Genomic DNA, 26,003 nt, shown 5'->3' with positions numbered 1-26,003 from the left:
ACCCAGCCCTTACCCGGGCACCCTAATGAGAGTTAGAGCGGATGAAAATCACATATTGGAAAACGGCGCTGGGCACAGCGCTGTCCGCGGGGCTCATTGCAGCCCCGCTGACAGCTTTGCCCGCCGCCGCACTGGAGGTCTCACCGGCAGCGGCCGGAACTTCGCCGGTCATCATCAACGAGGTCTACCTCAGCGGCGGCAGCGCCGGCGCAGCCTACAAGAACAAGTTCGTCGAGCTGTACAACGGCTCCGACGCCCCGGTCTCCCTGGAGGGCTGGTCCATCCAGTACCGCTCCGGCACGGGCACCGGCACCCCGAGCAGCACCGCGGCCCTCTCCGGCACCATCGCGGCGAAGGGCTACTACCTGCTGCAGGGCGGCAGCAACGGCGCCGCCGGACTGGATCTGCCGGCCGCCGACGCGACCGCCGCCGGGTTCAACCCGTCCGGAAGCACCGGCACGATCGTCCTGGCCAAGCAGTCCGCGACCCTGAACCCGCTGGCCACCGGCTCCGTCGTCGAGCCTGCCAACGTCGCGGATCTGCTGGGATACGGCAGCTCCAACACCTTCGAAACCCAGGCCGCCAAGGCGCCCTCGGGCAACTCTGACGTCAAGAGCCTGAACCGCAGCGGCGGTACCGACAGCAACGACAACTCCGCCGACTTCACGCTGAACGCGACCATCACGCCGAAGGCCCTCAACGGCGTCGCCGATCCCGGCCCGGTTGATCCAGGGCCCGGAACGCCGCCGGCATTGAAGACCATCGCCGAGATCCAGGGCACCGGCCCGGCCAGCCCGCTGAAGGGTTCGTCCGTCACCACCCGGGGCAAGGTCACCGCAGCCTTCCCCACCGGTGGTTTTGCCGGCTTCTACCTGCAGACTCCCGGCACTGGCGGGGACCTCACCCCGGCCAACCACACGGCGTCGGACGCCATCTTCGTCTACGCACCGTCCGCCGTCGGCTCGGTCCGGATCGGTGACTACCTCGAGGTCACCGGCGACGTCGACGAGTACTACGGCATGACCCAGCTCAACGTCGCCGGCGCCGCCGGAGTCACCAAGCTGACCGAGGCCGCCCCGGAGGTCAAGCCCACCGGCTTCGCGCTCCCGGCCGATGAGGCCTTCCGCGAATCCCTCGAGGGCATGCTGCTGACGCCGCAGGGGCCGGTCACGGTCGCCGACAACTACTCACTCAACCAGTACGGCGAGATCGGCCTGGCCGGCGGCACCACCCCGCTGGCACAGCCCACCGCCGTCGGCGCCTACGGGTCCGCCGAGTACACCGCCACCGTCGAGGCCAACGCAGCGCGCGGCATCAAGCTCGACGACGGCGCCAGCACTAACTTCCTCAAGGACGCCGGCACCAAGGCGCAGACCCTGCCGTACCTGACCACGCAGGATCCTGTCCGGGTCGGCTCGCCGGTCACGTTCAAGACCAACGTGGTGCTCAGCTACGCGAACAACTCCTGGAAGTTCCAGCCGCTGACCCAGCTGACCGCCGCCAACGCGGACACGGTCCAGCCGGCCGGCTTCGGCGCCACCCGCACCGAGGCCCCGGCCGCCGTGGGCGGCAGCCTCAAACTTGCCTCGTTCAACGTGCTGAACTACTTCCCGACCACCGGCGACCAGGTCTCCGGCTGCAAGTTCTACACGGACCGCGCGGGCAACCCGATCACCGTCAGCGGCGGCTGCAACGTCCGCGGCGCGGCCAACGCGGCGAACCTCAAACGCCAGCAGGACAAGATCGTTGCCGCCATCTCCAAGTCTGGCGCCGACGTCGTGACCCTGATGGAGGTCGAGAACTCGGCCCAGTTCGGCAAGAACCGCGACTACGCCCTCGCCACGCTGGTTGACGCCCTGAACATCGCCACGCCCGGCATCTGGGACTACGTCCGGACCCCCGCGAACGCTCCCCCGCTGGCCGACGAGGACATGATCCGCACCGCCTTTATCTACAAGAAGGCCGCGGCGGAGCCGGTGGGCGAGTCCATCATCCACAACGACACCACGGCCTTCGCCAGTGCCCGCAAGCCGCTGGCCCAGGTCTTCAAGCCTGTGGGGGCCGCCGATGACAAGAAGTTCATCGCGATCGCGAACCACTTCAAGTCCAAGGGCTCCGCGGCGACGCCGGATGACACCGACAAGGGCCAGGGCAATTCAAACCTTGCCCGCACCGCGCAGGCCAAGTCCCTGCTGGCGTTCGCCGACGAATTGCAGAAGGCCAAGGGCACCGACAAGGTGTTCCTGATCGGCGACTTCAACGCCTACGCCAAGGAGGACCCGATCAACGTCCTCACCGGCGCGGGGTACGTGAACCAGGACGAAAAGGCCAAGAACGCTGACGGTACCGCCAAGCATTCCTACCTCTTCGGTGGCCTGGTGGGCTCGCTGGACCACATCCTCGCCTCGCCCGCGGCCAACGCCGTCGTCACCGGCGCGGACATCTGGAACATCAACTCGGTCGAATCCGTGGCGCTGGAGTACAGCCGGTACAACAACAACGTCACGGACTACTACGCGCCGAACCAGTTCCGCGCCAGCGACCACGACCCGGTGGTGGTGGGCCTGGACCTGAAGGCCGCCCCTGCCGTCCCGGCAAGTGTGGACCTGAACTTCCTGGGCATCAACGACTTCCACGGCCGGATCGATTCCAACACCGTGCAGTTCGCCGGAACCATCGAGAAGCTCCGGGCCGCTGCGGCCCCCGGCGCCACTGCCTTCCTCTCCGCCGGTGACAACATCGGCGCGTCGCTGTTCGCCTCGGCTGTGGCCAAGGACCAGCCGACCATCGACGTGCTGAACGCACTGGAGCTGCGGACCTCGGCCGTGGGCAACCACGAGTTCGACGGCGGCTGGGCCGATCTGCGTGACCGCGTCATCGCCGGCGGGTCCAACGCAAAGTTCCCGTACCTGGCCGCCAACGTCTACAAGAAGGGCACCACCGAACCGGTTCTGCCCGAATACACCGTGCTGGAGATGAACGGGATTAAGGTGGCCGTGATCGGCACCGTGACCCAGGAAGTTCCGTCGCTGGTCACCCCGGCCGGCATCGCGGACCTCGAATTCGGCGACCCCGTCGACGCCATCAACCGCGTCGCCGCGAAGATCAAGGCAGATAAGCTCGCCGACGTGATCATCGTGGAGAACCACGACGGCGCCGGGTCCGGCGCCCCCGAGGGGGCCACCCTGGCACAGGAAGTCGCCGCCGGCGGCCCCTTCGCCAAGATGGTCAACGAAGTCACGCCCGACGTCGCCGCGATCTTCAACGGCCACACGCACAAGCAGTACGCGTGGGACGCACCGATCCCCGGCGTCGAGGGCAAGACCCGCCCGATTGTCCAGACCGGCAACTACGGCGAGTTCATCGGACAGATCCAGCTGACGATTGACACCAAGACCATGTCCGTCACCGGCTACAAGGCGGCCAACGTCAAGCGCAGCACCGATCCTGCGGCCGACCTGGTCGCCGCCTACCCGCGGGTCGCCGCGGTCAAGGCCATCGTGGACAAGGCGATTGCCGAGGCCGCCGTGATCGGCAACCAGCCGGTCGGCAAGGTCACAGCGGATATCACCACCGCGTTCGCCGGGTCCCCCGCCGTGCGTGATGACCGTTCGAGCGAATCCACGCTGGGCAACCTCGTGGCCGACTCGCTCGTGGACGCACTCAGGGCACCCGAGCTGGGAGCCGCCGAGATCGGCGTCGTCAACCCCGGCGGACTGCGCAACGAGCTGTACTACGCGCCCGACGGCACCATCACGTACGCCGAGGCCAATGCGGTCCTGCCGTTCGTGAACAACCTGTGGACCACCTCGCTCACGGGCGCCCAGTTCAAGACCCTGCTGGAACAGCAGTGGCAGACCAACCCGGACGGCACGGTCCCCAGCCGCGCCTACCAGCAGCTGGGCCTGTCCAAGAACGTCAACTACACCTACGACGCCGCCCGCCCCGCGGGTGACCGGATCACCGCGATCCGCGTCAACGGTGCCCTGATCGACCCGGCGAAGTCCTACCGGATCGGCACGTTCAGCTTCCTTGCCACCGGCGGCGACAACTTCCGGATCTTCACCTCCGGGACCGGCACCAAGGATTCCGGGCTGGTGGACCGTGACGCGTGGATCAAGTACCTGCAGACCCACAACCCGGTCTCGCCGGACTTCGCCCGCCGCTCGGTGGCCGTCGTCAACACCACCGCGGCCGAGGTCAAGAGCGGCGACGCCATCACCCTGGCGGTTTCCAAGCTTGACCTCACCTCGCTGGGCAGCCCGGCCAACACCGCACTGCTGGCCGAGTTCAGGGATGCTGCGGGCGTTGTCACCCCGCTCGGCACCGTGCCGGTCGCTGCCGGTGCGGCAACGGTGGAGGTGAAGGTGCCCGCGGGCGCCGCCGCCGGGACGGGCACCCTGGTGCTCACCGCCGCCGAGTCGGGCACCGTGGTCAAGACCGAGGTCAAGGTCGGCGCCACCGTACCGGTCCCGCCGAAGTGCGTTCCGCCGGTCAAGCCGAGCCGGCCGTCGGACGTCGTCGGCCAGGCCAACTACGGCAGCCAGATGTCGGCCTACCGGCACTGCCTGAAGGGCTGATTTCCCGGCCCTGACCCGAAGGGCTGATCTCCAGGCCCTGACCCGCTGAGCATGCCCTCCTCCGGGCCGCAGCGGTGGACATATTGCCTATATGTCCACCGCCCGGCCCGGACGGAGGGCATGTGGCGTTCTCGAGCGTTCGGCGCGCACCAAGCGTCGGAACGCCGCCGTTATTCCCGTGACAGGTGGTGTTCCTGTGACGCTGGTAGCATGCGGCCATGCGCAACGGTAAGTTTCAACGGGCCGTCGGTATCCTGATCGCCCTGACAGCCGGGGGCGCCGCGGCGCTGCTCTGGTTCGCGGTCGCCGCCGGAGGCCCGGGTCTGAGCGACACTCCTGCCCAGGGCCTGTTCCTCGGCTTCTGGAACATCCTGTACAACACGGACGCGCCGCCGCTGCGCGTGCTCCTGGCCGCCGTCGCCCTGGCGCTGCTGCTGGCCGCCGCCATCGCCGGACTGGACCGACGGATCGCCAACCGCTCGCGGCGTTCCCTGGACCCCAGCACCGGCCCGCTGGCCCCGCGTGTGGTGATGGCGGCGACGCACGGCGACTACGCCGGCCCCGTCACGGTCACGGTACTCATCCCCGCCCACAACGAGGAAGCTTCCCTGCCCCAGACCATCGCTTCCCTGCTCGAGCAGTCCCGCCGGCCGGACCGAGTGATCGTGGTGGCCGACAACTGCACGGATGACACGGTGGCCCTGGCCCGCCAGGCCGGCGTCGAGGTCATTGAATCGGTGCGGAACACCAAGAAGAAGGCCGGCGCCCTCAACCAGGTCCTCCAGCAACTGCTGCCGGGCCTCGGTGACAACGACGTCGTAATGGTCATGGACGCGGACACCCGGCTCGACGACGGTTTCCTGGCCGCGGCGGTGGAGCGGTTCATCAACGACCGCGCACTGATGGCCGTTGGCGGCCTGTTCTACGGCGAAGAGGGCCACGGACTGATCGGCCAGTTCCAGCGGAACGAATACCTGCGCTACAGCCGGGAAATTGGACGCCGGCGCGGCCGGGTGTTCGTGCTGACCGGCACCGCATCGATGTTCCGCTCCAGGGCCCTGCGGACGGTGGCGGCGGCGCGCGGAACCTCGATTCCCGGCACCCCGGGCGATGTCTATGACACGGCCGCGCTGACCGAAGACAACGAGCTGACGATCGCCCTGAAGTCCCTCGGCGCGCTGATGATCTCGCCGGCGCAGTGCACGGTGGTGACCGAACTGATGCCGGGCTGGCGCACCCTGTGGTCGCAGCGGCTGCGCTGGCAGCGCGGGGCGCTCGAGAATATCGGCGCCTACGGCATCACTGCGCCGACGCTGCGCTACTGGGCGCAGCAGCTGGGAATCGGCTACGGGGTGATCGCCCTGGGCTCCTACCTGCTGCTGATCTTCCTGATGGTGTTTTCGCTCGATGTCTGGATCTGGTTCCCGTTCTGGCTGGGGCTGGGCGCCCTGTTCATGATTGAACGGGTCGCCACGGTATGGCGGGGCGGCTGGCGGGCCCGGCTCCTCGCGCTCACGCTGCTCCCGGAACTGTTTTTCGATATGTTCCTCAACGTCGTCTACCTCAAGGGCGTCGCCGATATTTCGCTGGGCCGGAAGGCCAGCTGGAAGCACGTCCAGCACGTCCGTGTCCAGGAAACGACAGGAGCTGAGCGTTCATGAGCATCACCACCGTCAGCGTCCCCGCGGGAATCCTGTTCCCAGAAGCCCTGCTCCAGACACAATGGTTCGCCATCCTCGCCACCTTTGTCGCGATCAACACCGTCATGTACGCGGCCTTGGCCGTGGCGAAGATCCTGCCCAAGCTGCACCCCTCGGACTGGATCCGGAACCGGAACAAGCGATCCGAGACCCGCAGCATCCACCCCGACGCGCCCCGGTAGCGGACTCCAGCACTGCGCATGCCCTCCCTAAGATCCCAGGGATGGACATATGGCCCATATGCCCTCCGCCCGGCCCGGCCCGGACGGAGGCATGCCCATTTTTGGTTGGCGCGTCACCGGCGTTGTTGGCCCTAACGGCCGAGGATGGAACGGGCGATCTCGTCTGCGTCGCGGAGCGTGCGCTGGCCGCTGCGGTAGACCGGGCCCGTCGCCGGCCGGGCCTCGGCGGCAATCGCGGTGCCCCACTGCGCTGCGGAAAGCTGCAGGCCCAGGACGTAGAGCCCCTCGGTGATTGCGCCGCTTGCCCCGAGCGGACGGTAGGGGTGCGGAACGACGTCCAGGCCCGAGGCCTGCACGGGCGTTCCCTCCGCGCTCATCATGAGGCGTGGCCGGACCAGGCCGTCGGCGAGCAGTTGTTCCAGCAGCGGGGAGGCGTTCACCGCAACCCGGTTGGCCGGCGCCAACGCTTCGACCATGACCTCAGCCTCCAGCCGGTTGGCAGCGCCCTGGCCGCGCCCGGCCACCCAGGGTGAGGCAACCGTGAAGACACCGGCCTTCCGGTCGACGCCGAATTTGGGATCGGGCCCGGCAAAGCTGACCACCCCGGCCCGGACCAGTGCGGCGAGCTGCTCGGCGCGGAGGGCAGGCGGCCCGCTGGCGAGCCCCTCCACGAAGGACTCGAACCAGCCACGGAGGCCCGCAACCCACGATTCGTCGGTGATGCCGCCGTCGACCACTGCCGTCTTCAACACCGCCCGGCCGTGATGCAGGGCGCCGATCGCCATCTTCACCGGGTCATCCTCGCCAAGCGCGGAACGCCGCGCATCATCCAGGAGGTACTCCACGACGGCGGCGTCCAGCTCCGCGCCCGAGCCGAAGTGGCGCCCGGCCAGCGGGGCCGCAAGGCCCAGCAGGTCCAGCCGGTGGGCCGGGCGGACGGACGCGACAATCACCGCGCGGGCGGCAGCTTCCCATTTGGCGGCGGAGTGGGCGTGCGGCTGCAGGGCTTCTTCGAGGCTGCCCAGGAAGGCGGCCGGGTCGCTTCCGACGGCGTCCGGCCGGGTTCGGGCCAGGGTTGAGTAGTAGGCCCACACGGCGTCGCGGTGCAGGAGCGGCCAGAGGTCGTGGTCGAAACTCGGCACGATTCCGGCGGCCGCAAACTTCGCCAGTGCCGCTTCGGTGAAGTACCGAAGACTGACCGCCGCCGGGTAGTAGCGGGACAGCGCGGCCTTGGCGCGATACGGGGTGCCGCGCCGAGAGGCGGCGATGATGAACGGCTCCCGGCCCGAGGGCAGGTAGGTCAGGGGCGCCCCGTCCGCCGGCGGCAGGAATTTGCCGCCGCGGCCCTCGGTCAGCTGGCCCATCGCGTCGAAGAAGTTCAAGCCCATGCCACGCACCAGCACCGGCCGGACTGCCGGGATCCGGGACCAATCGACGTCGGCCGGGGCCGCCGGCGGAAAGTAGGTGAGCCCGAGGTCGTCCGCGGCAAGTTTCAGGTCGCGTTGTTCGGGGTTGAGCCGCGATTCGACGTGGCCCAGCGCCAGCACGACGGTCTGCACGGCGAGCACGGTCCCGTTCTCGAGGGTGACGTCGAATCCGCGGCCCGCAGCCCCGGCAACAGGGTGGACCGCCGTCGCGGTGCTCTGGTGGAAGTCAACGGTAACCCCGTCGGGCAGCCTTGCCAGCAGGGCCTCGAGCGTGGACCTGAGATAGCGGCCGTACAGCGCGCGGCTCGGAAAATCCGCGGAACCGAGACCGGACAGTTCCCTGCGTTCGGGTGAGGTCAGTTCCTGCTGCGGGCTCTGCCGCTGCAGCTCCCGCCACTGGTCAAACGTCTGGCCGGCCAGCGGCCGCGCCAGGTCCGGGACGTCCGGGACAAGCGTTGGATAGAAGGACTGGGTGTTCATCAGGTACAGCCGTGATTGGTCGGTTTGCCAGACGTGGCCCGGGCCCGCAGGGTAAGGGTCGACCACATCGAGATGCAGCGTGGCACCGGGCGCCGCCGCGGCCCAGTTGGCGAGCAGCCGCTCCAGCACACTGGTGCCCCGGGGACCGGCGCCAATGAGTGCCGTCCGGATGCTTCGCGAGGTGACCACGGCATCCAGCGTATCCGCTGACGGGCAGGGGTCCGGACTGGCGGGCGCGGCTTGACTTGCTTGCCTGGCATCACAGTTGCTTGGATGAGCCAATGACGACCACCACAGCTGCGCAACCGCCCGCGTCCACCGGCGCCTCCGGACCGAATACGGGCACCGCCCCCGAACCGGTCGACGAGAATATCTGGCTGGAGGACATCTACGGCGAGGAACAACTTGCGTGGGTCCGGGAGCAAAACGCCCGCACCGAGGAACTGTTGGAAGACGCCGACTACGTTGAGCTCGAGGGCCGGATCCTTGAGGTGCTGGATTCCACCGACCGGATCGCCATGGTCGGCAAGCACGGCGAGTGGTACTACAACTTCTGGAAGGACCGCGCGAATCCGAAGGGCCTCTGGCGGCGCACGGACTGGGACAGCTACCGGGCGGGCTCGCCCGAGTGGGAGATCCTGCTCGACGTCGATGCCCTCGCCGCTGCTGAAGGCGAGGAATGGGTGTTTCACGGTGCCGTTTTCCTGCGCCCCGCGGCCGGCCAGCCGCACCGGCTCGCCCTCGTTGCCCTCTCCCCCGACGGCGGTGATGCGAACCGCTACCGCGAGTTCGACGTCGAAACCCGCAGCTTCGTCGACCCGGCCGCGGGCGGATTCGATCTTCCGACCGCCAAGGGCAACGCTTCCTGGCTGGACGCGGACACGCTGCTGGTTGCGAGCACGGCCGCCGGGCTTCCGCGGACCACCTCCTCGTACGCCCGCACCGGGGTGGTGCTGCGGCGCGGGGAATCCCTGGCCTCGGCCGAGCGGATCTTCGAAATCCCGGAAGAGCACATGATGGCGCTCCTGGCGCACGACTCCACCCCGGGCTTTGAACGGACCTTTGCGGTGGACTGGATCAGCTTCTTTGAGAAGCGGACCTCAGTCCTGCGGGACGGCCAGTGGATCGAGCTTGATGTGCCGGACGATGTCAACCTCAGCTCGCACCGGGAGTGGCTCCTGTTCCGCCCGCAGCGCGAGTGGACGGTGGACGGCACCAGCTACCCGGCCGGCTCCCTGCTCGCCGCGGGATTCGAGGACTTCCTGGCCGGCAGCCGGGAGCTGTCTGTGCTCTTCACCCCGGATGAGCACACCTCGCTGCAGTCGTGGAGCTGGACCCGGGACTTCCTGCTGCTGAACCTGCTGCGCGACGTTTCCTCCGAAATCCGGGTCCTGGACCCCCAGCGGCCCGGCGCCGAGGCCGCCTGGGCAGCCAGCGTGCTGGACGCCTGCCCGCCGCTGCACGATGTCTCGGCATTCGCCGTCGATGACGAAGCCGACGACGACGCCGAGGGCCAGGAAGGCGCCCGTTCGGACGCCGGTTCGGACGACGGCGCGAGCTCCGGAAACGACTTCTGGCTCGTTGCCACCGGCTTCACCACGCCCAGCACCTTGACCCGCGGCCGGCTGGCGCGTGCCGGCGGGGACCACGTGGTCAGCACGCACGAGGTCATCCGCACGGCGCCGTCGTTCTTTGATGAGGGTTCCTACGAGGTCCAGCAGCATTTCGCCGTGTCGAAGGACGGCACAAGGGTCCCCTATTTCCAGGTGGCCGCCCGGGACCTGGTCCTTGACGGGCATAACCCCACCCAGCTCTCCGGCTACGGCGGGTTCGAGATCTCCCGGACCCCGGCGTACAGCGGGGCCATCGGCCGGGCCTGGCTGGAGCGCCGCACGGACGCCGCCGACGCCGCGGACGGCGCGGCGCCGCACAGCCGCGGCGGGGTCTACGTCGTCGCCAACATCCGCGGCGGCGGCGAGTACGGCCCGTCCTGGCACCGGGCCGCGCTGCAGGACCGGCGGCACCGCGCCTACGAGGATTTCGCGGCCGTCGCGCAGGACCTGATTTCCCGCGGCGTGACGTCCCGCGAGCGGCTCGGCTGCGTGGGCGGCTCCAACGGCGGCCTGCTGGTGGGCAACATGCTGACCCGGTACCCGGAACTCTTCGGCGCGGTCTCCTGCGGAGTTCCGCTGCTGGACATGCGCCGGTACACCAAGCTGTCCGCCGGCTACTCCTGGATTGCCGAGTACGGCGATCCGGACGTGCCCGAACAGTGGGACTTCATCCGGACCTTCTCCCCCTACCACCTGCTCCGGGACGGCATCGAGTACCCGGAAACCTTCATCTGGACGGCCACCTCGGACGACCGCGTCGGTCCGGTGCAGGCCCGCAAAATGGCCGCCCGGATGCAGGCCATGGGCATCCCCAACGTCTGGTTCCACGAGTCGCTCGAGGGAGGCCACGCGGGGGCCTCGGACAACCGGCAGGCCGCGGCGCTGCAGAGCCGGAGCCAGCATTTCCTCTGGCGCGCCCTGGCCGGGCGGAGTGCCTGACAGGCCCGCGGACAGCACGGCCTGGCACCGCTGCCGGGGCCGTTTCGCGCCTGCGCGGCTCGCCCGCACCGGCCCCGGCAGGCCCGGCGGAGTCCGGGGCCGGCCGTTTTGCACTGCGTGGCCCCTTCTGCGTATCCTTGGTGGGCTAGGAATAGCAATTGGAGACGTGCCAGAGCGGCCGAATGGGCTTCACTGCTAATGAAGTGTGGGGCACAACTCCACCGGGGGTTCAAATCCCCCCGTCTCCGCCCGTGGGAGCCCGCCAACTCAAGGAAGTTGGCGGGCATCCCCCCACAAGCCGAGAAAATCCCCCCAAGACCTGTTAAAGTCAGGTCATTAAACCGCCGGTCCCGGCGAGTTCTAGGGGATTCATCCGATTCGCGGAAACCCCGCACGAACCCCCGGAACCATTTTTAGAGGGGGACGGGATGACCGCAGCAGAGAAAGCCATGCACGACATCGGGGCCGCGCTGGACTTGTTCTTCAAGGGCCACACCACGATGTTTGACGCGCTCAACGCTGTAGCCCGCGCAAACGGCGCGTACAGTGTCGAACGGATCGGGGACGGGAAATGATCCCGGAAGCTGCGGTAGAGGCGGCGGCGCAGGTGCTGCGGGAACACCGCCAAGGCGCCCTTACGTGCTACGACCACGACACCGGCTGGTGCTGCGAGTGCGGCACCCATGAAATACAAGTCCCCTGGAATGAACACGCCGCTCGCGCCGTGGTGCGAGCCATCGGGGCAGCGTAATGGCGACGATTGAGGCGCGGAAGAACGCGGCCGGGAAGATCACGAGCTACCGTGTCGAGTGGTACGACAAAGGCGAGCGGCACCGGCAAACACTGCCGACCGAGATAGCCGCCGCCCAATGGAAGGGCCTGCTTGAAGCCGTCAAGCACGACACCCAAGCAGCCCAAACCGCGTTACTCCGGCAAGTGTCCCGGTCCCCCTCATTCGAGGAAGTAGCCAACGGCCATATCGAACGGCTCATCAACGTCCGCGAATACACCGTCAAGCGATACCGCGGCTACATCAAGAACCACTTCGCCGGCATCGGCCATCTGCCCGTGGATCAGATCACCGAAGACGACCTAATCCGCTGGATCAAAGCAATGACCAAAAAGGGATGCTCGCCCAAGACCGTCGCGAACGTGCACGGGTTCGTTCACGCATCCATGAACTCAGCCGTCCGCCGCCGACTACGCCCCGACAACCCATGCAACGGCCGGCTACTCCCCAAAGATGACGCCACCGAAGATAAAGCCATGTTCCTCACCATGGAACAGGTCAACGCCATCATCGACCACGCCGACGAATGGCACCGCCCCATGTGGCGGCTCCTGATCGGCTCAGGGCTGCGTCTAGGCGAGGCTACGGCCCTGACCCGTACAGACTTCCAGCTGGACGCCACGACGCCCTCTGTGCGCATCATGAAGGCTTACCAGGAGATGGAAGACGGGTGGGCCGTGGGTGCGCCGAAGACGAAGAAGGCGCGGCGTACCGTTGCCCTCGCACCGTCCACCGTTGAAGCCATCCGGGAGCGCGTCGAATCGGCGCCACAAGGCAAGCCGATATTCACCGTCTCGCCCACTACCACCGTCTACCCGCAGCACCGTCAATGGCTCGATGAATGGTACGCCGCGATCAAGGCTGCGGACCTCGGGCTGGAGCGACGACCCCGGATCCATGACATCAGGCACTCCCATGCCTCAATGATGATCGCAGGCGGCATGAACCTGTACGAGCTCGCCAACCGGCTCGGGCATGAGTCCATCATCACGACCACGAAGACGTACGGCCACCTCGTCCCCGACGCTCACTTCCGCGCCGCCGCGATGGTCGAAACCGCGCTAACCGGGGCAATCGGAGCATAGGTAGCAGATCTGCCCGTGAGCCCCGCAAAGCAGATGAGCCCCCGCCAATACGGCGGGGGCTCTTTTGTCGTCTCAGGTCCGCACGGAGCGAGCCGCTCGGGTGACGAGATCCAGGAGGTCCTCCCCTATCACGGTGCAGATCCTCTCGACATCGTTGGCCGTAAGGCTGGCCTCGTTGCGCATCCGCTTGGACATGTAGCTCGGCGAACGTCCGATTGCGACGGCCACCTGGGCTGCACTGGTCCGGTGCCTGGTCATGGCTAGCCTCACCTCGTCGCTGACGGCGCGGGCGAATGCGCCGGGCTCCGGCTCTGTTCCTGATGGCACACCCGACATATTAGCCCTCCATGCGCTAAACCTGCGTCTGACCTGCGCAAACGCTTCATATGGGCATTGTCTTCCCATATGCGCGACAAATGCAACCCGGCCAGCGGTTCGGACGACAGCCACATATGCGCTAGATTTGCCCGTATGAAGACGCTCAGGTGACGTCCAGCAACGCCATGTAGGCAACTGTCAGGCGCCTCCGATAGGCTCTCTTCATCCGAACATACTTTCGAATTTTGGGGATTGACAATGAAGTTTGAGCACGTCGCCACACTGGCCCGAGACACGCCTACAGAGGCGCTCGCTGAGGCGTGGGGGCTGGGCTCGACCGCCGTCCTGGCAATAAAAAAGGGCGAGCGCCCCATGACCGTCAAAGAGGCCGGGGCGCTCGCCGCGCTTCATGGGATGAAACTACTGGACGTTATCCGCCTTTAGCCGCCCTTCGGCGCGGGCCACGAGGTCGTATGCGGACATGTTCAGCGCGCCGGCGATTTCCGCGAAGGCTGGGAGTGGTATGTCCCGGTCGCCGTTGAGGTAGCGGTGGAGCGTCGTCCGCGGTATGCCTGAGCGTTCCGCCAGGTCCGGCTGCTTCCAGCCTCGCTCCGCCAGTTCAACCTTGATTTGAACGGCCAGCGCGGACTGAATGTCGTGTCCATAAGTTCCCATACGGATACAGTAACTCCCATATGGGGAAGTTAACAATCAGCAACCTTCCCACTGTGTACTCGACATTGCCGAACGCACTACTTGCTTACGCGACACGCGATACTTAGTCGATGGGTTGACTTGGTTCCCGATCGGGAACTATGGTTTCCGTATGGAAACAAATAACAGCGCTGTCATTACAGCCACAAGCCGCAACATCCTCCTCGGGATCGTCCAGCAGGAAACCACCAAGGCAGCCACAGCCCGCAAAGCCGGCATCCCCATGACTACCTTCGACCGCAAGATCAACGGAGGCGGAGACTTCACTCTCCGCGAGCTCGGCTCCATCGCCGAAGCCCTCGGCCTCACGCTCGCCGACATCCTCCCCCTGGACATCCTCGGCCGCCGGAACGCGGCGTAACCATGGCCCGCCGTTCAGAGTCCTACGCGACAACCCAGGACATGGCGGCAAAGTACCGGATCGGAGACGACACGGTACGCCGCAAAGCACAGACCGGCGAATGGCCATGCGATCGCATCGGCAGGCTCTACAGGTTCTCACCAGACCAGCAGGACGAAATCGCACAGATCGTCGCCGGACACCAGCAAGGTGGATACGACAAAGACCGCATCGCCGCAGCACTCCGCAAGCTATCCGCCTAACCAGGCCCAGCACCACCTCGCCCGCCTCAGGGCACTACCCCACCCTTTCCAAACCTCACCCTTGGGTTCGTCCCTCGGAGATAGGTCTAATTGCCATGCCATCTTTCACCCTCGCATTCTGGGAAAACCGGGTCCGCGAAGACCTCGCTGGCCACGAGCGTTCCACCATCAAGAAGGTCGCCAAGCTCGCCAAGCGCCGGTTCGATGCTTTGACCAATGAGCCTACCGACGCCGAGATGCTGGAGTTCTACAGCACCATCACGTACAACGACCCGACTCCGATGCTGGCGATCCGCAACATCAACGCCGAGAACGCAGCCCGACGAGTGGCGGTGGCCGCGTGAGCGTCTATCTTCGCCGCCCGAGCTGGTGTTCCTACTGGCTGCCGTTCGTATTCACTGCCGTTGTTGCTCTGAAATCTTTTGAGTTCGCCTGGCAAGCCGCTCTGTCATTTTGGCTATTTTCCTTAGCTCTCTGGGTAGAGAGGCTGTCAATTGTGCGCCGGGACCGACTGCTTTTCCGTGCCGTTTGCGCGCGGCTAGGGATTGACGCCAGGACCACATCCGTTGTTTCCGGTAGTCTGCCATCGCCTGAGCGTCTGTTCGGAGCGGAACCCACGTCATCAAGGCCCGATTCCGGTGATGTGGGGAGCGGAACAGGATTGTCGCCCACGGATCCTGACCGGCCGTGGGAATGGAAATCACCTCGCTACCACCAGCGGGGATGAGCATGTACTGCGCGCCATGGTGGTCAGCGTCTTCGAAGTTGATTAGCACCTCGCGGGCCGGTTCGGCCCCGTAGTTCGTGATTCTCACTTGCCACCCGCCAGCGACCTCTCGCATTTCTCCAAGCCACTCAACATGGCCTCGCATCAGATAGTGCCGTAGCTCTTGCCAGAGAACAACGAGCAACGTCGCTGCCCCGATCACGACCGCCCAGTCCATATCCAACCGACCCTCATAAGCAAGGCACCCGCCACGCACGACGGGTGCCTTTTTCGTACCCAAAACAAGGAGTAGCAATGACCACTCTACAACTCTTCAACTACGGCAATCAGGAAGTCCGGACGGTACTTGTCGACGGCGAGCCTTGGTTCGTTGCCGCCGACGTCGCCCGCATCCTCGAGTACAGCGCAACGGCAGCGATGACCCGGCGTCTGGATGACGAGGACAAGGGGGTGCGACTTCTGCACACCCTTGGCGGCGATCAGGAAATGACCGTCATCAGCGAGCCCGGCCTCTACGTTGCCACGATGGGCAGCCAGCTCGACGGGGCGAAGGCGTTCAAGCGGTGGATCACGCACGAGGTTCTCCCTGCGATCCGCAAGACGGGCAGCTATGGTCACGCGCCGCTGGATTTGAACGCGATTGATCCGCGCACCCTTGCCCTGGCGATTCTTGAGGAGTCGGATCGGGCGAACGCTGCGGAGTCGCGGGTCAAGGAGCTGACTCCGAAGGCTGAGGCGTTCGAGAAGTTCATCGAGGCTGACGGGTCATTGAGTATCGGTGCCGTCGCCAACATGTTCAAGGTCGGCCGGCAGACGTTGTTCGACTGGTTGCGCGCGGCGAAGGTGATTCAGGGTGACCGGCGCCCGTATCAGGAGTTCGCGCACTGGTTCGAGGTGAAGGCGACAAGCTTTGAGCGGAACTCTGGTGCGTCCGGGGTTTCGTACTCTTCCAAGGTCCTGCCGTCCGGCGTTGACCCCCTGTTCAAGCTGTTGGTTCGCCGCGGCTACATCACCCCGGAGGTGACGGCGTGAGCTGGTTCTTCTTCCTCGTGTTCGTCGCCACGGTCTTCGGCGGCTCCATCATGATCCCTCGGGCCATCGCCCACGACCGGAACCTGGCCGCCTTGGAGGCCATCGAGGATGACCGGTTGGCGGCCGAGGCTGCCGAAGACTGGCAGAGGGGGCAGTGGTGAGCGACCCGAAGATCATTCCGTGCAGCGGTTGCCAGCGACCGACCCGGCCGGCCCGCTCAAAGCTGAGCGACTTCCCGGACACGATTGCCCGCTACGGCGGCAGGTGCATGACCTGCTATGCCCGATCGACGCCGAGCGTTTCCGGCCGCGCCACGGTCGAACAGAACCAGCAAACCCTCGATCACTATTTGCGTGCCCGCCGCGAGCGGGAAGCTGCAGCGTTGCGGCGCGAATACCCCTATAGGAGGACAGCATGAGCCACATCCCGGGTTTTGAGTCCGCGCAGCGGGCCTACGAGAACATGCTCCCGCCCGACGACGTCGAGCAGTGCGAGAACGGCGACTGCGACGAGTGCATGGAGTGTCTGGCCGCGATCGCACAGGACCAGGCTGACGCCTACGCGGAGGGCCAGTGGGAAGAGTCCCGGCTTGAGCGGAGGTACGGGCGTGATTGACCGGGCCGCAACAGCCAAGGCCATCGCCTCCGCTGACGCACGCACCGCAGCCCTCGTGTCCCGCGCCGCGTCGCTCTCTGGCAAGCCGCTCGAGCACGACGCATGGCTACTGGCCACCGCAGCCGCCGTCATCACTAACAATCTTCGCCAGCTTTTGGCGACCGCTGAGAGAAGGACCGCATGACCACCACCCCCGAAACCACCCGCCCGCCGGTCCCTGAGTTGGCGGCGGCGAAGCTGTACCGGCAGGTCCGTCTCGCGAAGGTCGCGTCGGAGCGGGCCGACGCTGACGCCGCCCAGGCCACGAGCGACGCCGCGGCCGCCAGGGCCCGACTTGAATCCCTCACCGCCGAGTACCGCGCCGCGAAGCTGGAGTGCGTCGCATGAGCGCCCGCGTGGATGCGGCCGCCCGCGTTATCGCCCGCGCCTATGGTCGCGACTGGGACACCGACAAGATCGCCAAGCGTGCTATCGGGGCAGCCGACCGTGTCGCTGCAAAAGAAGCAGCGGCGGCCAGCACCATCACCACCGAGGAAGAGCTGGACGATCTGCCCAATGGCTCGGTCGTACTCTCCGACGTCTACACCTCGAATCACGGTCAGGCGATCTCGTTCCAGCGCTGGGAGGACGGGCATTGGCATCGCGGCGCCCGGTCCGGGAGCACGCACCCTGACAACTTCCTGCCAGTGACCATCCTGCACAAACCGAAGGCGGCCCGGTGAGGGCGGCGCGTTGGACGTTCCGCCGCCGCCTCGCATGCTTCTTCGGTGAGCAGCTCGTCCCCGGCCGCCACCGCGCATGGCGGGTACGGGCGTGAGCCCGGTGCGTGTCCAGCGGAAGCGGACCAGGGGCTGGCGGATGCCGGAGGGCGCCGTGTATGTCGGCCGCGGATCGAAGTGGGGCAACCCCTTCCGGGTCGGGGAGGCAGGCTTTTCGCTCCCAGACGGCACTGCCACGTTCTATTGCCGCGGTGGCGCCAGCGCCGAGAACGTCGTCAGTCTTTTCAAGCGGTACACAGTGCCGATGTGGCATGACTTCGGCTTCGACATCAAGCGGTTGCGCGGCAAAGACCTCGCGTGCTGGTGCCCGCTGGACAAGCCGTGCCATGCGGACGTGCTGCTCGAACTGGCCAACCGGCCCACCCCCGAAACCCCCGGGCTGACCGCCCACCAGGAAGGAACACAATGAGCACCCGCGAGCCATGCCACCGGTGCGGCGCCGGCATCGAACGAGACTTCCCACGCCCCGGACTGTCCCGCGTCTTCGGGAAGGTCTACCGGGACACGTGGCGGATCAGGTTCAACTATCTCCGCATGAACACCTGGGAGAAGGCCGTCACATCCGCCGAGACCGTTGCGTCCAACGTGTGGAGCGAAGTCAGCCTGTGCAGCGACTGCTGGGGCGACACGCTGTCCTTCGTCAACACCCGTATCGAGAGGAAACCATGACCAGCTACGACGAGCACCTAATCACCCTGGCAGGCGGCGACGGGGACCCACTCGACGCCATACGGTCACGCTACGACCTCGCGCAACTAGCGCTCTCCACTGATGCGGGCACCATTCGACAGCTTCACCGGCTGACGGAATCAGCAAACGATGTCCCCTACCTCCTCGCCCTCGTGCGGGAACAACAGGCGCGGATCGAACGGGCGGAGCAGTTGCACTATAAGGGGACGGCGGTTCCAGGGCAGTACTACTGCAACGAGGATGGCGAGACCTGGCCGTGCACGACCATTGCCGCGCTCACCGCAACGGAGGGGGCGTGATGACAGCTCAGATGTGGGTTGGCCTGTTCTCCGGCATGGCGCCAGGGCTCTGTTACCTCGTGGCCGTCAAGATGAAGCACCGCCGACAGGACCGCAGGCGGCGCCAAGCCATCGCCGCAAAGCAGGACCCGGCATGAGCGGGATGGCGGAAGTGCTCGCGGCGCACCAGCCGAACCACAAGGAGCGCACGCTGCATGACCACTGCATCTGCGGGTGGTTCGGCAGGGTACTGGGCGGAGACTTCACCGCCCACCAGGCCGACGCCCTGACCGTTGCGGGGTGCGGGTCGGTCAAGGAAGCAGGAGCCGTGGCGCTCGAAGAAGCGGCGGACGAACGGGCCGAGCGCTCCGACACGCTATTCAAGACGATGCAGAACATGGCCGACAGCCGGGAATACGAACTGGCAGACATCGTCCGCTACGGCGCCTATTCAGCCGAAGCCAAGACGACCGAGACCTGGCTCCGTGCCCGCGCCGCTGCTGTGCGGGATGAAGGATGAGCGCCCGTTGCGGCCTGTAGGGTGCACCTGCCCGCGCTCCGTGTACGACCCGCGACGGCCACGACCGACCAACCCCGACTGCCCCCTGCATGGGGAACCGCAACCAACCGCAAGGACCTGAGATGGTCCTTTTTTCATGGGAGAAAACATGGGGTACTCCCCCGGCATTTACGATGCCATTCCGAACGAGACCTACCACCGAGACTCGGCGCTCGGCTCGACCAGCCTGAAGACCCTCGCGACCCGCACCCCGGCGCATTGGAAGTGGGAGTCCGAGCATCCTGTCCACAAGGACATCTACGACCTCGGCACCGTCGCTCACAGCCTCATCCTGGAGGACGACGAATCCGGGGTAGTGGTGATCGACGTCGAGGCTAAGCGCGGCAAGGTTTGGACCGAGCCCGCGGACGCCGCGGTGAAAGACGGCAAGATTCCGCTCAAGACCGCGGAGTGGTTGCAGGTCAAGGCCATGCGGGACTCCGTCATGGCGCACCCCCTCGCCCGGGCCGCATTCACCGACCATCGCGCCGAACAGTCCGTCTTCTGGGAAGAGGACGGCCAAATGCTCAAGTGCCGCCCGGACGCATGGAAGCCCGGCCTCCTCGTGGACCTCAAGACCACGATCAACGCCGACCCCCGCGAGTTCGGGCGCACAGCCTACAAGCTCGGCTACCACCAGTCCGCCGACCACTACACCGAGGGCGTCCGCATCGCCACCGGTGAGACGCTGCCGTTCATCTTCGTTCTCGTCGAAAAGTCGCCGCCCTACCTCGTGTCCGTTGTCCAGCTCGACGACAACGCGCTCGCCGCCGGCCGCGCACTCAACGACCACGCCAAAACCATCTACCGCGAATGCCTGGCCGCCGACACCTGGCCCGGCTACGAATCCAACGAACCCATCCGGCTCCCCTACTGGGTCGCACGAGAAATTGAGGAACTAACCGCATGAGCAACGAACTAGCCACCCAGCAGACGCAGGCGCTGCCCGCACTCCCCCAGACCGACGCCGTGATCCAGCTGACCGAATGGGCGGCCGAACTCACCGCCGCTCACGCACTCGGTAAGGCCCTCGCCGCGTCCAGCTTCCTTCCGCAATCCCTACTGAAGAAGAACAAGGACACGTGGAAGACGGAGGCTGAAGTAGCCGCCGACGCTGCGGCGGTCATCCTCGCCGGGAAGTCAGTGGGCATGGACCCCATGCAAGCAGTCCAAAACATCTTCCCCGTCCACGGCCAGCCTTCCATGTACGCCAAGACCATGGTTGCCCTCGTGCTCGCTCGGGGCCACGAAGCGAAGCGCGTCGAAGCGACAGAGACGACCTCTACATGGGCTGTCCGTCGCAAGGGCGAAGCGGACTGGGAAGAGTTCACCTGGACGATCCAGCGGGCCACCAAGGCGGGCTACACCAAGTCCAACCCGAAGTACCAGACGGACCCGATCGCCATGCTCTCCGCCAAGGCCGCCACCGAGGCCTGCCGAACCGTCTTCCCGGATGTCCTTCTTGGCATGGCCTACTCCGTGGAAGAGGCCGACGACCTGCGGGACCTAGGAGAACGTCCCGCGCCCCGGGTTGCTGCTGGCATCCAGGCGCTGACCGCAATGGCCGCCGAGCCCGCGCCCCCGGCTGAACCGGAGGCCGGAACCGCACCGACACCACTGAACTGGCATGACCTCGCGGACGCTGCCGGTGGCGACCCGGCATCACTCCGGGCCATGTGGGACGACGCCAAAGCATCCGGCGCCGACGACGCCACCCTCACCTACATCCGCAGCCAGGCAAAGGAATCCTGAACATGAAGAAGAATCCCGCAATCATCGGCGCCGTCATTGCCGCGTCAATCCTGCTCACCGCGGGGGCTTGCGATTCGGACGCGAAGGTTGCATCCGACAACCTGTCCAAGGCCGCCGACCAGTTCGAGGTCCAGCGCAAGATCATCGGCGTAAACACCCGCACCAACGAGTACCTGTTCTACGTCGAAGGCCGCTGCTCCATCGAACGCTCCGGCGACCTCATCGTGACGTGCAAGCAGGGCCCGAACGAGTACCGCAAGCACTACATCGGGCAGGCCACCGACGTCGCCTGGGTTTCAACGCAGATGGAGTCCGTCGACGTGTCCGTCTACCACACCCGCGTCGTCATCAAGCCTGAGGGCATCATCCCCGAGTTTGACCTGCAGGGCGGCAAGCAGTGACCCGCCACAGCCCCGCCATCCACGTCACGACCACTTCAAAGGAACCCACCACATGAGCAAAATAATCCGCCTCGAATCCACGAACTACAAAAGGCTGAAGGCCGTGGAGATCGCCCCGGACCCGGACGGCAACCTCGTCATCGTGGCCGGCAAGAACGGGCAGGGCAAAACGTCCATCCTCGACAGCATCACCGCGGCCCTCGGCGGCGTGAACGCCAAGACCACGCCCAAGCCGATCCGGGAGGGTGAAGACAAAGCCCAGATCGTCCTCGAAACCGAAGACCTGATCGTCACCCGCCGCTTCACCGCCTCCGGGTCCACCCTCACGGTCAAGTCCCCCGACGGCGCCGTGTACCCGAAAGGCCAGGCGAAGCTCGACGACCTGCTCGGCAAGCTCTCCCTCGACCCGCTCGCCTTCACGCAACTGTCCGACAAGGACCAGCTCTCCACGCTGCTGGGCCTTGTCGACCTGCCCTTCGACCTCGGCAAACTCGCCGCCGAGCGCAAAGACCTGTTCGAACAGCGCACCGACGCCAACCGCAAGGTCAAGGAACTCACCGCCCGCGCCGCCGAATACAGCAGCCGGCCAGCCGACCTGCCCGCCGAAGAGGTCAGCGTCAAGGACCTCGTCAGCGCGTACCGCGAAGGCCAGGCGCTCAACGAGAAGATCGCTGCAGCCGAGCGCGCAGTAACGGCGTGGCAGGCCAAGGTGGATCGGCTCACCGCTGAACTCGCTGAAGCCCAGGTCGCGCTAGACGAAGCATCGGACTACTCAGCCAATGCTCCTGACCCGGTCGACCTCGAAGCCATCGAAGCCAAGGTCGACGGCGCCGAAGAGATCAATGCCGCCGTCCGCCGCCACAAGGCCGGCGAGCAGGTCCGCGCCGACCTGGCCATCGCGCAGCAAGAGGCCGAGTCCCTCGCCGAAGGGATCAAGGAGATCGACGCTCAGAAGGCCGCGGGCCTCGAAGCGGCGACCTTCCCAATCGATGGTCTCGGCTTCGACGAGTCCGGAGTGACCTACCAGGGCGTCCCGTTCAAGCAGGCATCCGGCGCGGAGCAGCTGCGCGTCTCGCTCGCCATGGCCATCGCGCTCAACCCCAAGCTCCGGGTCATCCGCATCGCTGACGGGTCGCTCCTCGACTCCGACAACCTCGCGCTCGTGGAAGCCATCGCCCGGGAGAACGACTACCAGGTGTGGATCGAAATGGTCGGTGACGGCGACGGCCGCGGAATCATCATCGATGACGGGGCGGTGCGGGCATGAGTCAGGAAACCTATCTCACCGTCAAGGGCCGCCTGACCGCAGACCCGGAACTCAGGTACGCGCAGTCAGGATCCGCGGTCACCAACTTCACCGTCGCTGTGCGCGCCCAGAAGTTCGACAAGCAGACGAACGAGTGGAAAGACCAGCCCACGAAGTTCTGGCGATGCGCCGCCTGGGACCAAGGCAAGCTCACGCGCGCCCAGAACATCGCCAACCTGCTCAAGAAGTCCGACAACGTCATCGTCTATGGCGAACTCGTCACCCGCGAATACGAGACCAAGGAAGGCGAAAAGCGTTCCGTGGATGAGATCCGCGTCGAGTCCATCGGCAAGGACCTCACCTTCCACGGGCAGGCATACGCCGCCAACGACGCGCCCGCGGCCACCACCGACCAAGGCTGGGGCGGCACCCCCGCCGACCAAGGCGGCTGGGGCAACCAGGCGCAGGCAAGCCAAGGCGGATGGGGCTAACCCAACCGCACCACCAATCACCAAGCCGCCACCGAGCGGCTTTTTTCATGCCCAAAAGCAAAGGAACACCATGAGCACCGCAACAGCACCCGTCCGCTTCGCCACCTACCCCGGCGACTGCACCCACATCATCGGCGAGGTCAAAGGCCCGAACAACCTCGGCGAAGCGCTGCGCGCCGTGACAGCCGACTACGACCCGGCGGCCGACACCACCCGCGTCGGCTTCAGCTACTTCACCAACTAGCAAGCTCCCCCGCTCCCCGCGGCGCCCGGCCACTCCCCCGGCCGGGCGCCGCTCACACCCCGAAGGAAACCCATGAACCACGCACAAGACATCCAGACCCGCGAAGGTGTCGCCGTCGTCCTCTACGGCAAGAAGCATTGCGTCCAGTGCGACGCCACCGAGCGGAAGCTCCGGAAGCACGACATCCACTTTACGAAGGTCGACGTCACCACGGACGATGCAGCCCTCGACTTCATCAAGGCCCTCGGCTACACCGCCGCGCCCGTCGTTTACGTATCCGCCATCGAGGGCGATGTGCACTGGACCCAGTTCGACGTCGACATGATCGAACGCCACATCACAGCCCGGCCAGACGCCGAAGCCGCATGACCGCCGACCCCTGCTGCGCCCTCTGCAAAGGCCCGCACGGCATCTGCCTATCCCGGCACACCTGCCAGCACCACATCGAAGCGCAGGCCCAGGACGACGCCAACCACCGGGCCACCCGCACCATCCGCGACCCCACGGGCGAAACCGCCATCCGCAACATCACCCGCGAACGAAAGGGCCGACGATGAGCCCCCGAAAGAAACCGGCACCACCCACCACCCCGACGCACACCTTCCGCGCCATCTGGCCCATCGTCGACGGCGCCGGCACAGCGACCACCGACCAGGAACTCATCCTCCAAGCCCTGGGCGACCTCCCCGACGTCGCCCGCCGCCACCACGCCACCATCACCGGCACGCCCCGCGCCTGCATCACCGACGGCCGGCACATCCAAGGCTCTGGCGGACACCACCACATCGTCCTCATCGAAGTACCCGCCGAACCACTCCGGCCACGCAACTACCACCACTAGAAAGGAGGAGCCATGAGCCTGACCGTTAGTGACTTTTTCTGCGGCGCCGGCGGATCCAGCACCGGCATCATGCAGGTTCCGGGTCTTCACGTGAAGCTCGCCCTGAACCACTGGGATCGCGCCATCGAAACCCACGGGTACAACCACCCCGACACGGACCATGCTTGCGCCGACATTGCACACATCCGGCCGGAGTACACGCCTCGGACGAACCTGCTCTGGGCATCCCCGGAGTGCACGAACTTCACGGTGGCCAAGGGCGTCAAGCGTGAGCAGTGGGACGGCCAGGACTCACTCTTCACCGACGGCCTCCCAGACGAAGCCGCGCAGCGGTCCCGGGCCACCATGTACGACGTGCCCCGCTTCGCCGAGGTCCACCAGTACGAGGCGATCATGACCGAGAACGTCGTCGAGGTCACGGCATGGCGGCCGTTCCGCGGCTGGCTGCAGTCCATGGGAGACCTCGGCTACGAGCACAAGATCATCAGCCTCAACTCCATGCACGCCCAGGCGTTCGGGCCCGGCGCCCCACAGTCCAGGGACCGCGTCTACATCGTGTTCTGGCGCAAGGGGAACAAAGCGCCCGACTTCGACCGGCTCCGGCCTTACGCAGACTGTGAAAAACACGGCCGCGTGCAGGCCGTCCAGACGTTCAAAGACCCTACCCGGATCGTTGGCAAGTACAAGAGCCAGTACCACTACAGGTGCCCTCGCTCAGAATGCCGCAACGCGATCCTTGAACCGAAGGTACGACCGGCGGCCGACGCCATCGACTGGACACTGACGGGCAAGCGCATAGGCGACCGGCCAAAGCCGCTGGCGCCCAAGACTATGGCGCGGGTGATCGACGGGATGCGCGTCAACCACGGATCGGACAACTTCCTGATCGAGTACTACGGGCAGGGCGGATCCCGCGGCACCGACGTCCCATTCTCAACCTTCACCGGTCGGGATCGTCACGCACTCATTGTTCCGCTTCGCAACCACGGCATCGCCAAGACCCTGGACAAGCCGCTGGACACGATCACGGGGGGCGGGAATCACCACACGCTCGTCGAGTACACGGACCCACTAATCGACGACGCCCTCCTGCGGATGATCCAGCCCCACGAACAGATGTGGGGCATGGATTTCCCGAAGGACTACACCATCCTCGGCACCATGAAGGAGCGGACCCTACAGGCTGGGAACGCTGTCACTCCGCCGGCCGCCCGGGACCTCGCCAGCATCGTCGCCGAATCGCTAGTAGCAGCATGAGCGACGTGCTCCCCGGCCAGCTGGACGTACTCGACCTGCTGGGAGGTGCGCCGACCCTCAGCCCACCGCGGATCATCTGCCCGTTCTGCCGATCCAACTGGGGCCACAGCCTCAAGCCAGAGGTTCTGGCAAGGCTGGCCGACGAGCACGCCACGGCCGGGGATGGTCAGTGCGCCGACATGGCCGCCAAGGGCATCACCGAGCCCCACTACGCGCCCGGCGAAACACCATGGCTGTCCGGATCCGTCATCCAGTACCCGCGCCCCAATGGCTACGGCGGGCTCTACCAACTCAGAAAGGAGTAACCGATGGCATGGTTCAACGCCGACGACAAGATGCACTCCCACCCGAAATCCAGGGCGGCAGGGCTTGAAGCCATCGGCCTCTGGACCCTCGCAGGGACCTACTGCACCGACTACCTCACGGACGGGGCCGTGCCGCTCTGGTTTGTAGAGTCGTGGCCCCGGGGCAAGCAACTCGCCGCCAAGCTCATCAAGGCCGGGTTCTGGGCCGCTGATGGCGACGACTACCAATTCCTGTCATGGGACGAATACCAGCGCACCAAGGAACAGGTTCTAGCCGCCAAAGAGAAGGCCGCGGAACGCAAAGCGAAGTTTATCGAAGGGCGGAGCAAGAACAAGTAGGGAACGCATGCGGAAC

37 protein-coding genes and 1 tRNA gene are annotated in these 26,003 nt (G+C 66.1%); 35 read left to right on the top strand and 3 right to left on the bottom strand.

Annotated elements, in window-relative coordinates:
- Positions 1-41 precede the first annotated feature (41 nt).
- The 3 genes from AC3ANP_RS08265 (at position 42) to AC3ANP_RS08255 (ending at position 6,462) form a co-directional block, all read left to right on the top strand.
- A complete protein-coding gene (locus tag AC3ANP_RS08265; RefSeq protein ID WP_488332836.1) occupies positions 42-4,580 on the top strand; it encodes an ExeM/NucH family extracellular endonuclease in 4,539 nt (1,512 codons plus the stop codon).
- Positions 4,581-4,798: 218 nt separating this feature from the next.
- Positions 4,799-6,241 (top strand): glycosyltransferase family 2 protein, encoded by a 1,443-nt coding sequence (locus AC3ANP_RS08260; RefSeq protein WP_488332835.1) that lies wholly within the window; start codon positions 4,799-4,801, stop codon positions 6,239-6,241.
- Positions 6,238-6,462 (top strand): hypothetical protein, encoded by a 225-nt coding sequence (locus AC3ANP_RS08255; protein ID WP_488332834.1) that lies wholly within the window; start codon positions 6,238-6,240, stop codon positions 6,460-6,462. The genes AC3ANP_RS08260 and AC3ANP_RS08255 overlap by 4 nt, the downstream gene beginning before the upstream one ends.
- A gap of 131 nt (positions 6,463-6,593) precedes the next feature.
- On the opposite strand, the gene AC3ANP_RS08250 is transcribed toward AC3ANP_RS08255, so the two are convergent.
- Positions 6,594-8,558 (bottom strand): FAD/NAD(P)-binding protein, encoded by a 1,965-nt coding sequence (locus tag AC3ANP_RS08250; protein WP_488332833.1) that lies wholly within the window; start codon positions 8,556-8,558, stop codon positions 6,594-6,596.
- Between the two features lie 92 nt (positions 8,559-8,650).
- Here AC3ANP_RS08250 and AC3ANP_RS08245 point away from each other — a divergent pair, with 92 nt between their 5' ends.
- The 4 genes from AC3ANP_RS08245 (at position 8,651) to AC3ANP_RS08230 (ending at position 12,796) form a co-directional block, all read left to right on the top strand.
- On the top strand, positions 8,651-10,921 hold the full coding sequence (locus tag AC3ANP_RS08245) for a prolyl oligopeptidase family serine peptidase (protein ID WP_488332832.1): 2,271 nt from the start codon (positions 8,651-8,653) through the stop codon (positions 10,919-10,921).
- A gap of 160 nt (positions 10,922-11,081) precedes the next feature.
- Positions 11,082-11,169, top strand: a tRNA-Ser gene (locus AC3ANP_RS08240).
- 180 nt (positions 11,170-11,349) lie between these two features.
- Entirely contained in the window at positions 11,350-11,496 is a 147-nt protein-coding gene (locus AC3ANP_RS08235) for a hypothetical protein (protein ID WP_488332831.1), read from the top strand.
- A gap of 175 nt (positions 11,497-11,671) precedes the next feature.
- Positions 11,672-12,796, top strand: coding sequence for a tyrosine-type recombinase/integrase (locus AC3ANP_RS08230; protein ID WP_488332830.1), 1,125 nt, complete (start codon positions 11,672-11,674; stop codon positions 12,794-12,796).
- Positions 12,797-12,868: 72 nt separating this feature from the next.
- Here AC3ANP_RS08230 and AC3ANP_RS08225 read toward each other — a convergent pair whose 3' ends face one another.
- Positions 12,869-13,123 carry a helix-turn-helix domain-containing protein gene (locus AC3ANP_RS08225; RefSeq protein WP_488332829.1) on the bottom strand — a complete coding sequence of 85 codons (255 nt, stop codon included), beginning with the start codon at positions 13,121-13,123 and terminating at the stop codon, positions 12,869-12,871.
- Positions 13,124-13,372: 249 nt separating this feature from the next.
- On the opposite strand from AC3ANP_RS08225, the gene AC3ANP_RS08220 reads away from it, so the two are divergent.
- Entirely contained in the window at positions 13,373-13,558 is a 186-nt protein-coding gene (locus AC3ANP_RS08220) for a hypothetical protein (RefSeq protein ID WP_488332828.1), read from the top strand.
- Here AC3ANP_RS08220 and AC3ANP_RS08215 read toward each other — a convergent pair.
- Positions 13,535-13,789 carry a helix-turn-helix domain-containing protein gene (locus AC3ANP_RS08215; RefSeq protein ID WP_488332827.1) on the bottom strand — a complete coding sequence of 85 codons (255 nt, stop codon included), beginning with the start codon at positions 13,787-13,789 and terminating at the stop codon, positions 13,535-13,537. The two genes, AC3ANP_RS08220 and AC3ANP_RS08215, sit on opposite strands and share 24 nt — an antisense overlap.
- Positions 13,790-13,940: 151 nt before the next feature.
- On the opposite strand from AC3ANP_RS08215, the gene AC3ANP_RS08210 reads away from it, so the two are divergent.
- From AC3ANP_RS08210 to AC3ANP_RS08080, 27 genes are all read left to right on the top strand, one after another.
- On the top strand, positions 13,941-14,189 hold the full coding sequence (locus AC3ANP_RS08210; protein ID WP_488332826.1) for a helix-turn-helix domain-containing protein: 249 nt from the start codon (positions 13,941-13,943) through the stop codon (positions 14,187-14,189).
- A gap of 41 nt (positions 14,190-14,230) precedes the next feature.
- Positions 14,231-14,431, top strand: a complete 201-nt coding sequence (locus tag AC3ANP_RS08205; RefSeq protein ID WP_488332825.1) for a MerR family transcriptional regulator — start codon at positions 14,231-14,233, stop codon at positions 14,429-14,431.
- Positions 14,432-14,526: 95 nt separating this feature from the next.
- Positions 14,527-14,775, top strand: coding sequence for a hypothetical protein (locus tag AC3ANP_RS08200; RefSeq protein ID WP_488332824.1), 249 nt, complete (start codon positions 14,527-14,529; stop codon positions 14,773-14,775).
- A 677-nt stretch (positions 14,776-15,452) separates the two neighbouring features.
- Positions 15,453-16,190: a BRO family protein gene (locus AC3ANP_RS08195; RefSeq protein ID WP_488332823.1), complete on the top strand. Its 738-nt coding sequence runs from the start codon at positions 15,453-15,455 to the stop codon at positions 16,188-16,190.
- Positions 16,187-16,351, top strand: a complete 165-nt coding sequence (locus AC3ANP_RS08190) for a hypothetical protein (RefSeq protein ID WP_488332822.1) — start codon at positions 16,187-16,189, stop codon at positions 16,349-16,351. The genes AC3ANP_RS08195 and AC3ANP_RS08190 overlap by 4 nt, the downstream gene beginning before the upstream one ends.
- Positions 16,348-16,608 (top strand): hypothetical protein, encoded by a 261-nt coding sequence (locus AC3ANP_RS08185; RefSeq protein WP_488332821.1) that lies wholly within the window; start codon positions 16,348-16,350, stop codon positions 16,606-16,608. Before AC3ANP_RS08190 ends, AC3ANP_RS08185 begins: the two co-directional genes overlap by 4 nt.
- Complete coding sequence (locus AC3ANP_RS08180) at positions 16,605-16,805, top strand: hypothetical protein (RefSeq protein ID WP_488332820.1); 201 nt, start codon at positions 16,605-16,607, stop codon at positions 16,803-16,805. The genes AC3ANP_RS08185 and AC3ANP_RS08180 overlap by 4 nt, the downstream gene beginning before the upstream one ends.
- Positions 16,780-16,989, top strand: coding sequence for a hypothetical protein (locus tag AC3ANP_RS08175; protein WP_488332819.1), 210 nt, complete (start codon positions 16,780-16,782; stop codon positions 16,987-16,989). Before AC3ANP_RS08180 ends, AC3ANP_RS08175 begins: the two co-directional genes overlap by 26 nt.
- Entirely contained in the window at positions 16,986-17,192 is a 207-nt protein-coding gene (locus AC3ANP_RS08170) for a hypothetical protein (RefSeq protein WP_488332818.1), read from the top strand. Before AC3ANP_RS08175 ends, AC3ANP_RS08170 begins: the two co-directional genes overlap by 4 nt.
- Positions 17,189-17,527, top strand: a complete 339-nt coding sequence (locus AC3ANP_RS08165; protein WP_488332817.1) for a hypothetical protein — start codon at positions 17,189-17,191, stop codon at positions 17,525-17,527. The genes AC3ANP_RS08170 and AC3ANP_RS08165 overlap by 4 nt, the downstream gene beginning before the upstream one ends.
- Positions 17,528-17,618: 91 nt before the next feature.
- Positions 17,619-17,993, top strand: a complete 375-nt coding sequence (locus AC3ANP_RS08160) for a DUF4326 domain-containing protein (RefSeq protein ID WP_488332816.1) — start codon at positions 17,619-17,621, stop codon at positions 17,991-17,993.
- The gene (locus AC3ANP_RS08155) at positions 17,990-18,253 is read left to right on the top strand and encodes a hypothetical protein (protein ID WP_488332815.1); all 264 of its coding nucleotides are present in this window, start codon (positions 17,990-17,992) and stop codon (positions 18,251-18,253) included. The genes AC3ANP_RS08160 and AC3ANP_RS08155 overlap by 4 nt, the downstream gene beginning before the upstream one ends.
- Positions 18,250-18,573, top strand: a complete 324-nt coding sequence (locus AC3ANP_RS08150; protein WP_488332814.1) for a hypothetical protein — start codon at positions 18,250-18,252, stop codon at positions 18,571-18,573. Before AC3ANP_RS08155 ends, AC3ANP_RS08150 begins: the two co-directional genes overlap by 4 nt.
- Positions 18,573-18,710, top strand: coding sequence for a hypothetical protein (locus tag AC3ANP_RS08145; RefSeq protein ID WP_488332813.1), 138 nt, complete (start codon positions 18,573-18,575; stop codon positions 18,708-18,710). Before AC3ANP_RS08150 ends, AC3ANP_RS08145 begins: the two co-directional genes overlap by 1 nt.
- Positions 18,707-19,072, top strand: a complete 366-nt coding sequence (locus AC3ANP_RS08140) for a hypothetical protein (protein WP_488332812.1) — start codon at positions 18,707-18,709, stop codon at positions 19,070-19,072. Before AC3ANP_RS08145 ends, AC3ANP_RS08140 begins: the two co-directional genes overlap by 4 nt.
- Positions 19,073-19,220: 148 nt before the next feature.
- The gene (locus AC3ANP_RS08135; protein ID WP_488332811.1) at positions 19,221-20,021 is read left to right on the top strand and encodes a PD-(D/E)XK nuclease-like domain-containing protein; all 801 of its coding nucleotides are present in this window, start codon (positions 19,221-19,223) and stop codon (positions 20,019-20,021) included.
- Complete coding sequence (locus AC3ANP_RS08130) at positions 20,018-20,863, top strand: hypothetical protein (RefSeq protein WP_488332810.1); 846 nt, start codon at positions 20,018-20,020, stop codon at positions 20,861-20,863. The genes AC3ANP_RS08135 and AC3ANP_RS08130 overlap by 4 nt, the downstream gene beginning before the upstream one ends.
- Positions 20,864-20,865: 2 nt before the next feature.
- Entirely contained in the window at positions 20,866-21,264 is a 399-nt protein-coding gene (locus tag AC3ANP_RS08125; protein ID WP_488332809.1) for a beta-sandwich lipoprotein, read from the top strand.
- A 52-nt stretch (positions 21,265-21,316) separates the two neighbouring features.
- On the top strand, positions 21,317-22,531 hold the full coding sequence (locus AC3ANP_RS08120) for an AAA family ATPase (protein ID WP_488332808.1): 1,215 nt from the start codon (positions 21,317-21,319) through the stop codon (positions 22,529-22,531).
- Complete coding sequence (gene ssb / locus AC3ANP_RS08115; RefSeq protein WP_488332807.1) at positions 22,528-23,001, top strand: single-stranded DNA-binding protein; 474 nt, start codon at positions 22,528-22,530, stop codon at positions 22,999-23,001. The genes AC3ANP_RS08120 and ssb overlap by 4 nt, the downstream gene beginning before the upstream one ends.
- A 70-nt stretch (positions 23,002-23,071) precedes the next feature.
- The gene (locus AC3ANP_RS08110; RefSeq protein WP_488332806.1) at positions 23,072-23,245 is read left to right on the top strand and encodes a hypothetical protein; all 174 of its coding nucleotides are present in this window, start codon (positions 23,072-23,074) and stop codon (positions 23,243-23,245) included.
- A gap of 72 nt (positions 23,246-23,317) precedes the next feature.
- Positions 23,318-23,614, top strand: a complete 297-nt coding sequence (locus tag AC3ANP_RS08105; protein WP_488332805.1) for a glutaredoxin family protein — start codon at positions 23,318-23,320, stop codon at positions 23,612-23,614.
- Complete coding sequence (locus tag AC3ANP_RS08100) at positions 23,611-23,802, top strand: hypothetical protein (RefSeq protein ID WP_488332804.1); 192 nt, start codon at positions 23,611-23,613, stop codon at positions 23,800-23,802. Before AC3ANP_RS08105 ends, AC3ANP_RS08100 begins: the two co-directional genes overlap by 4 nt.
- A complete protein-coding gene (locus AC3ANP_RS08095) occupies positions 23,799-24,086 on the top strand; it encodes a hypothetical protein (protein WP_488332803.1) in 288 nt (95 codons plus the stop codon). Before AC3ANP_RS08100 ends, AC3ANP_RS08095 begins: the two co-directional genes overlap by 4 nt.
- Positions 24,087-24,098: 12 nt before the next feature.
- Positions 24,099-25,343 (top strand): DNA cytosine methyltransferase, encoded by a 1,245-nt coding sequence (locus AC3ANP_RS08090; RefSeq protein ID WP_488332802.1) that lies wholly within the window; start codon positions 24,099-24,101, stop codon positions 25,341-25,343.
- Complete coding sequence (locus AC3ANP_RS08085; RefSeq protein ID WP_488332801.1) at positions 25,340-25,648, top strand: hypothetical protein; 309 nt, start codon at positions 25,340-25,342, stop codon at positions 25,646-25,648. The genes AC3ANP_RS08090 and AC3ANP_RS08085 overlap by 4 nt, the downstream gene beginning before the upstream one ends.
- Before the next feature lie 3 nt (positions 25,649-25,651).
- Positions 25,652-25,987 (top strand): hypothetical protein, encoded by a 336-nt coding sequence (locus AC3ANP_RS08080; protein WP_488332800.1) that lies wholly within the window; start codon positions 25,652-25,654, stop codon positions 25,985-25,987.
- Positions 25,988-26,003 lie beyond the last annotated feature (16 nt).

Source organism: Arthrobacter sp. JB02-1C (genome assembly GCF_057748045.1).
The sequence above is the reverse complement of the archived record's forward strand: the minus strand, read 5'-3'. Positions and strand labels throughout refer to the sequence as shown.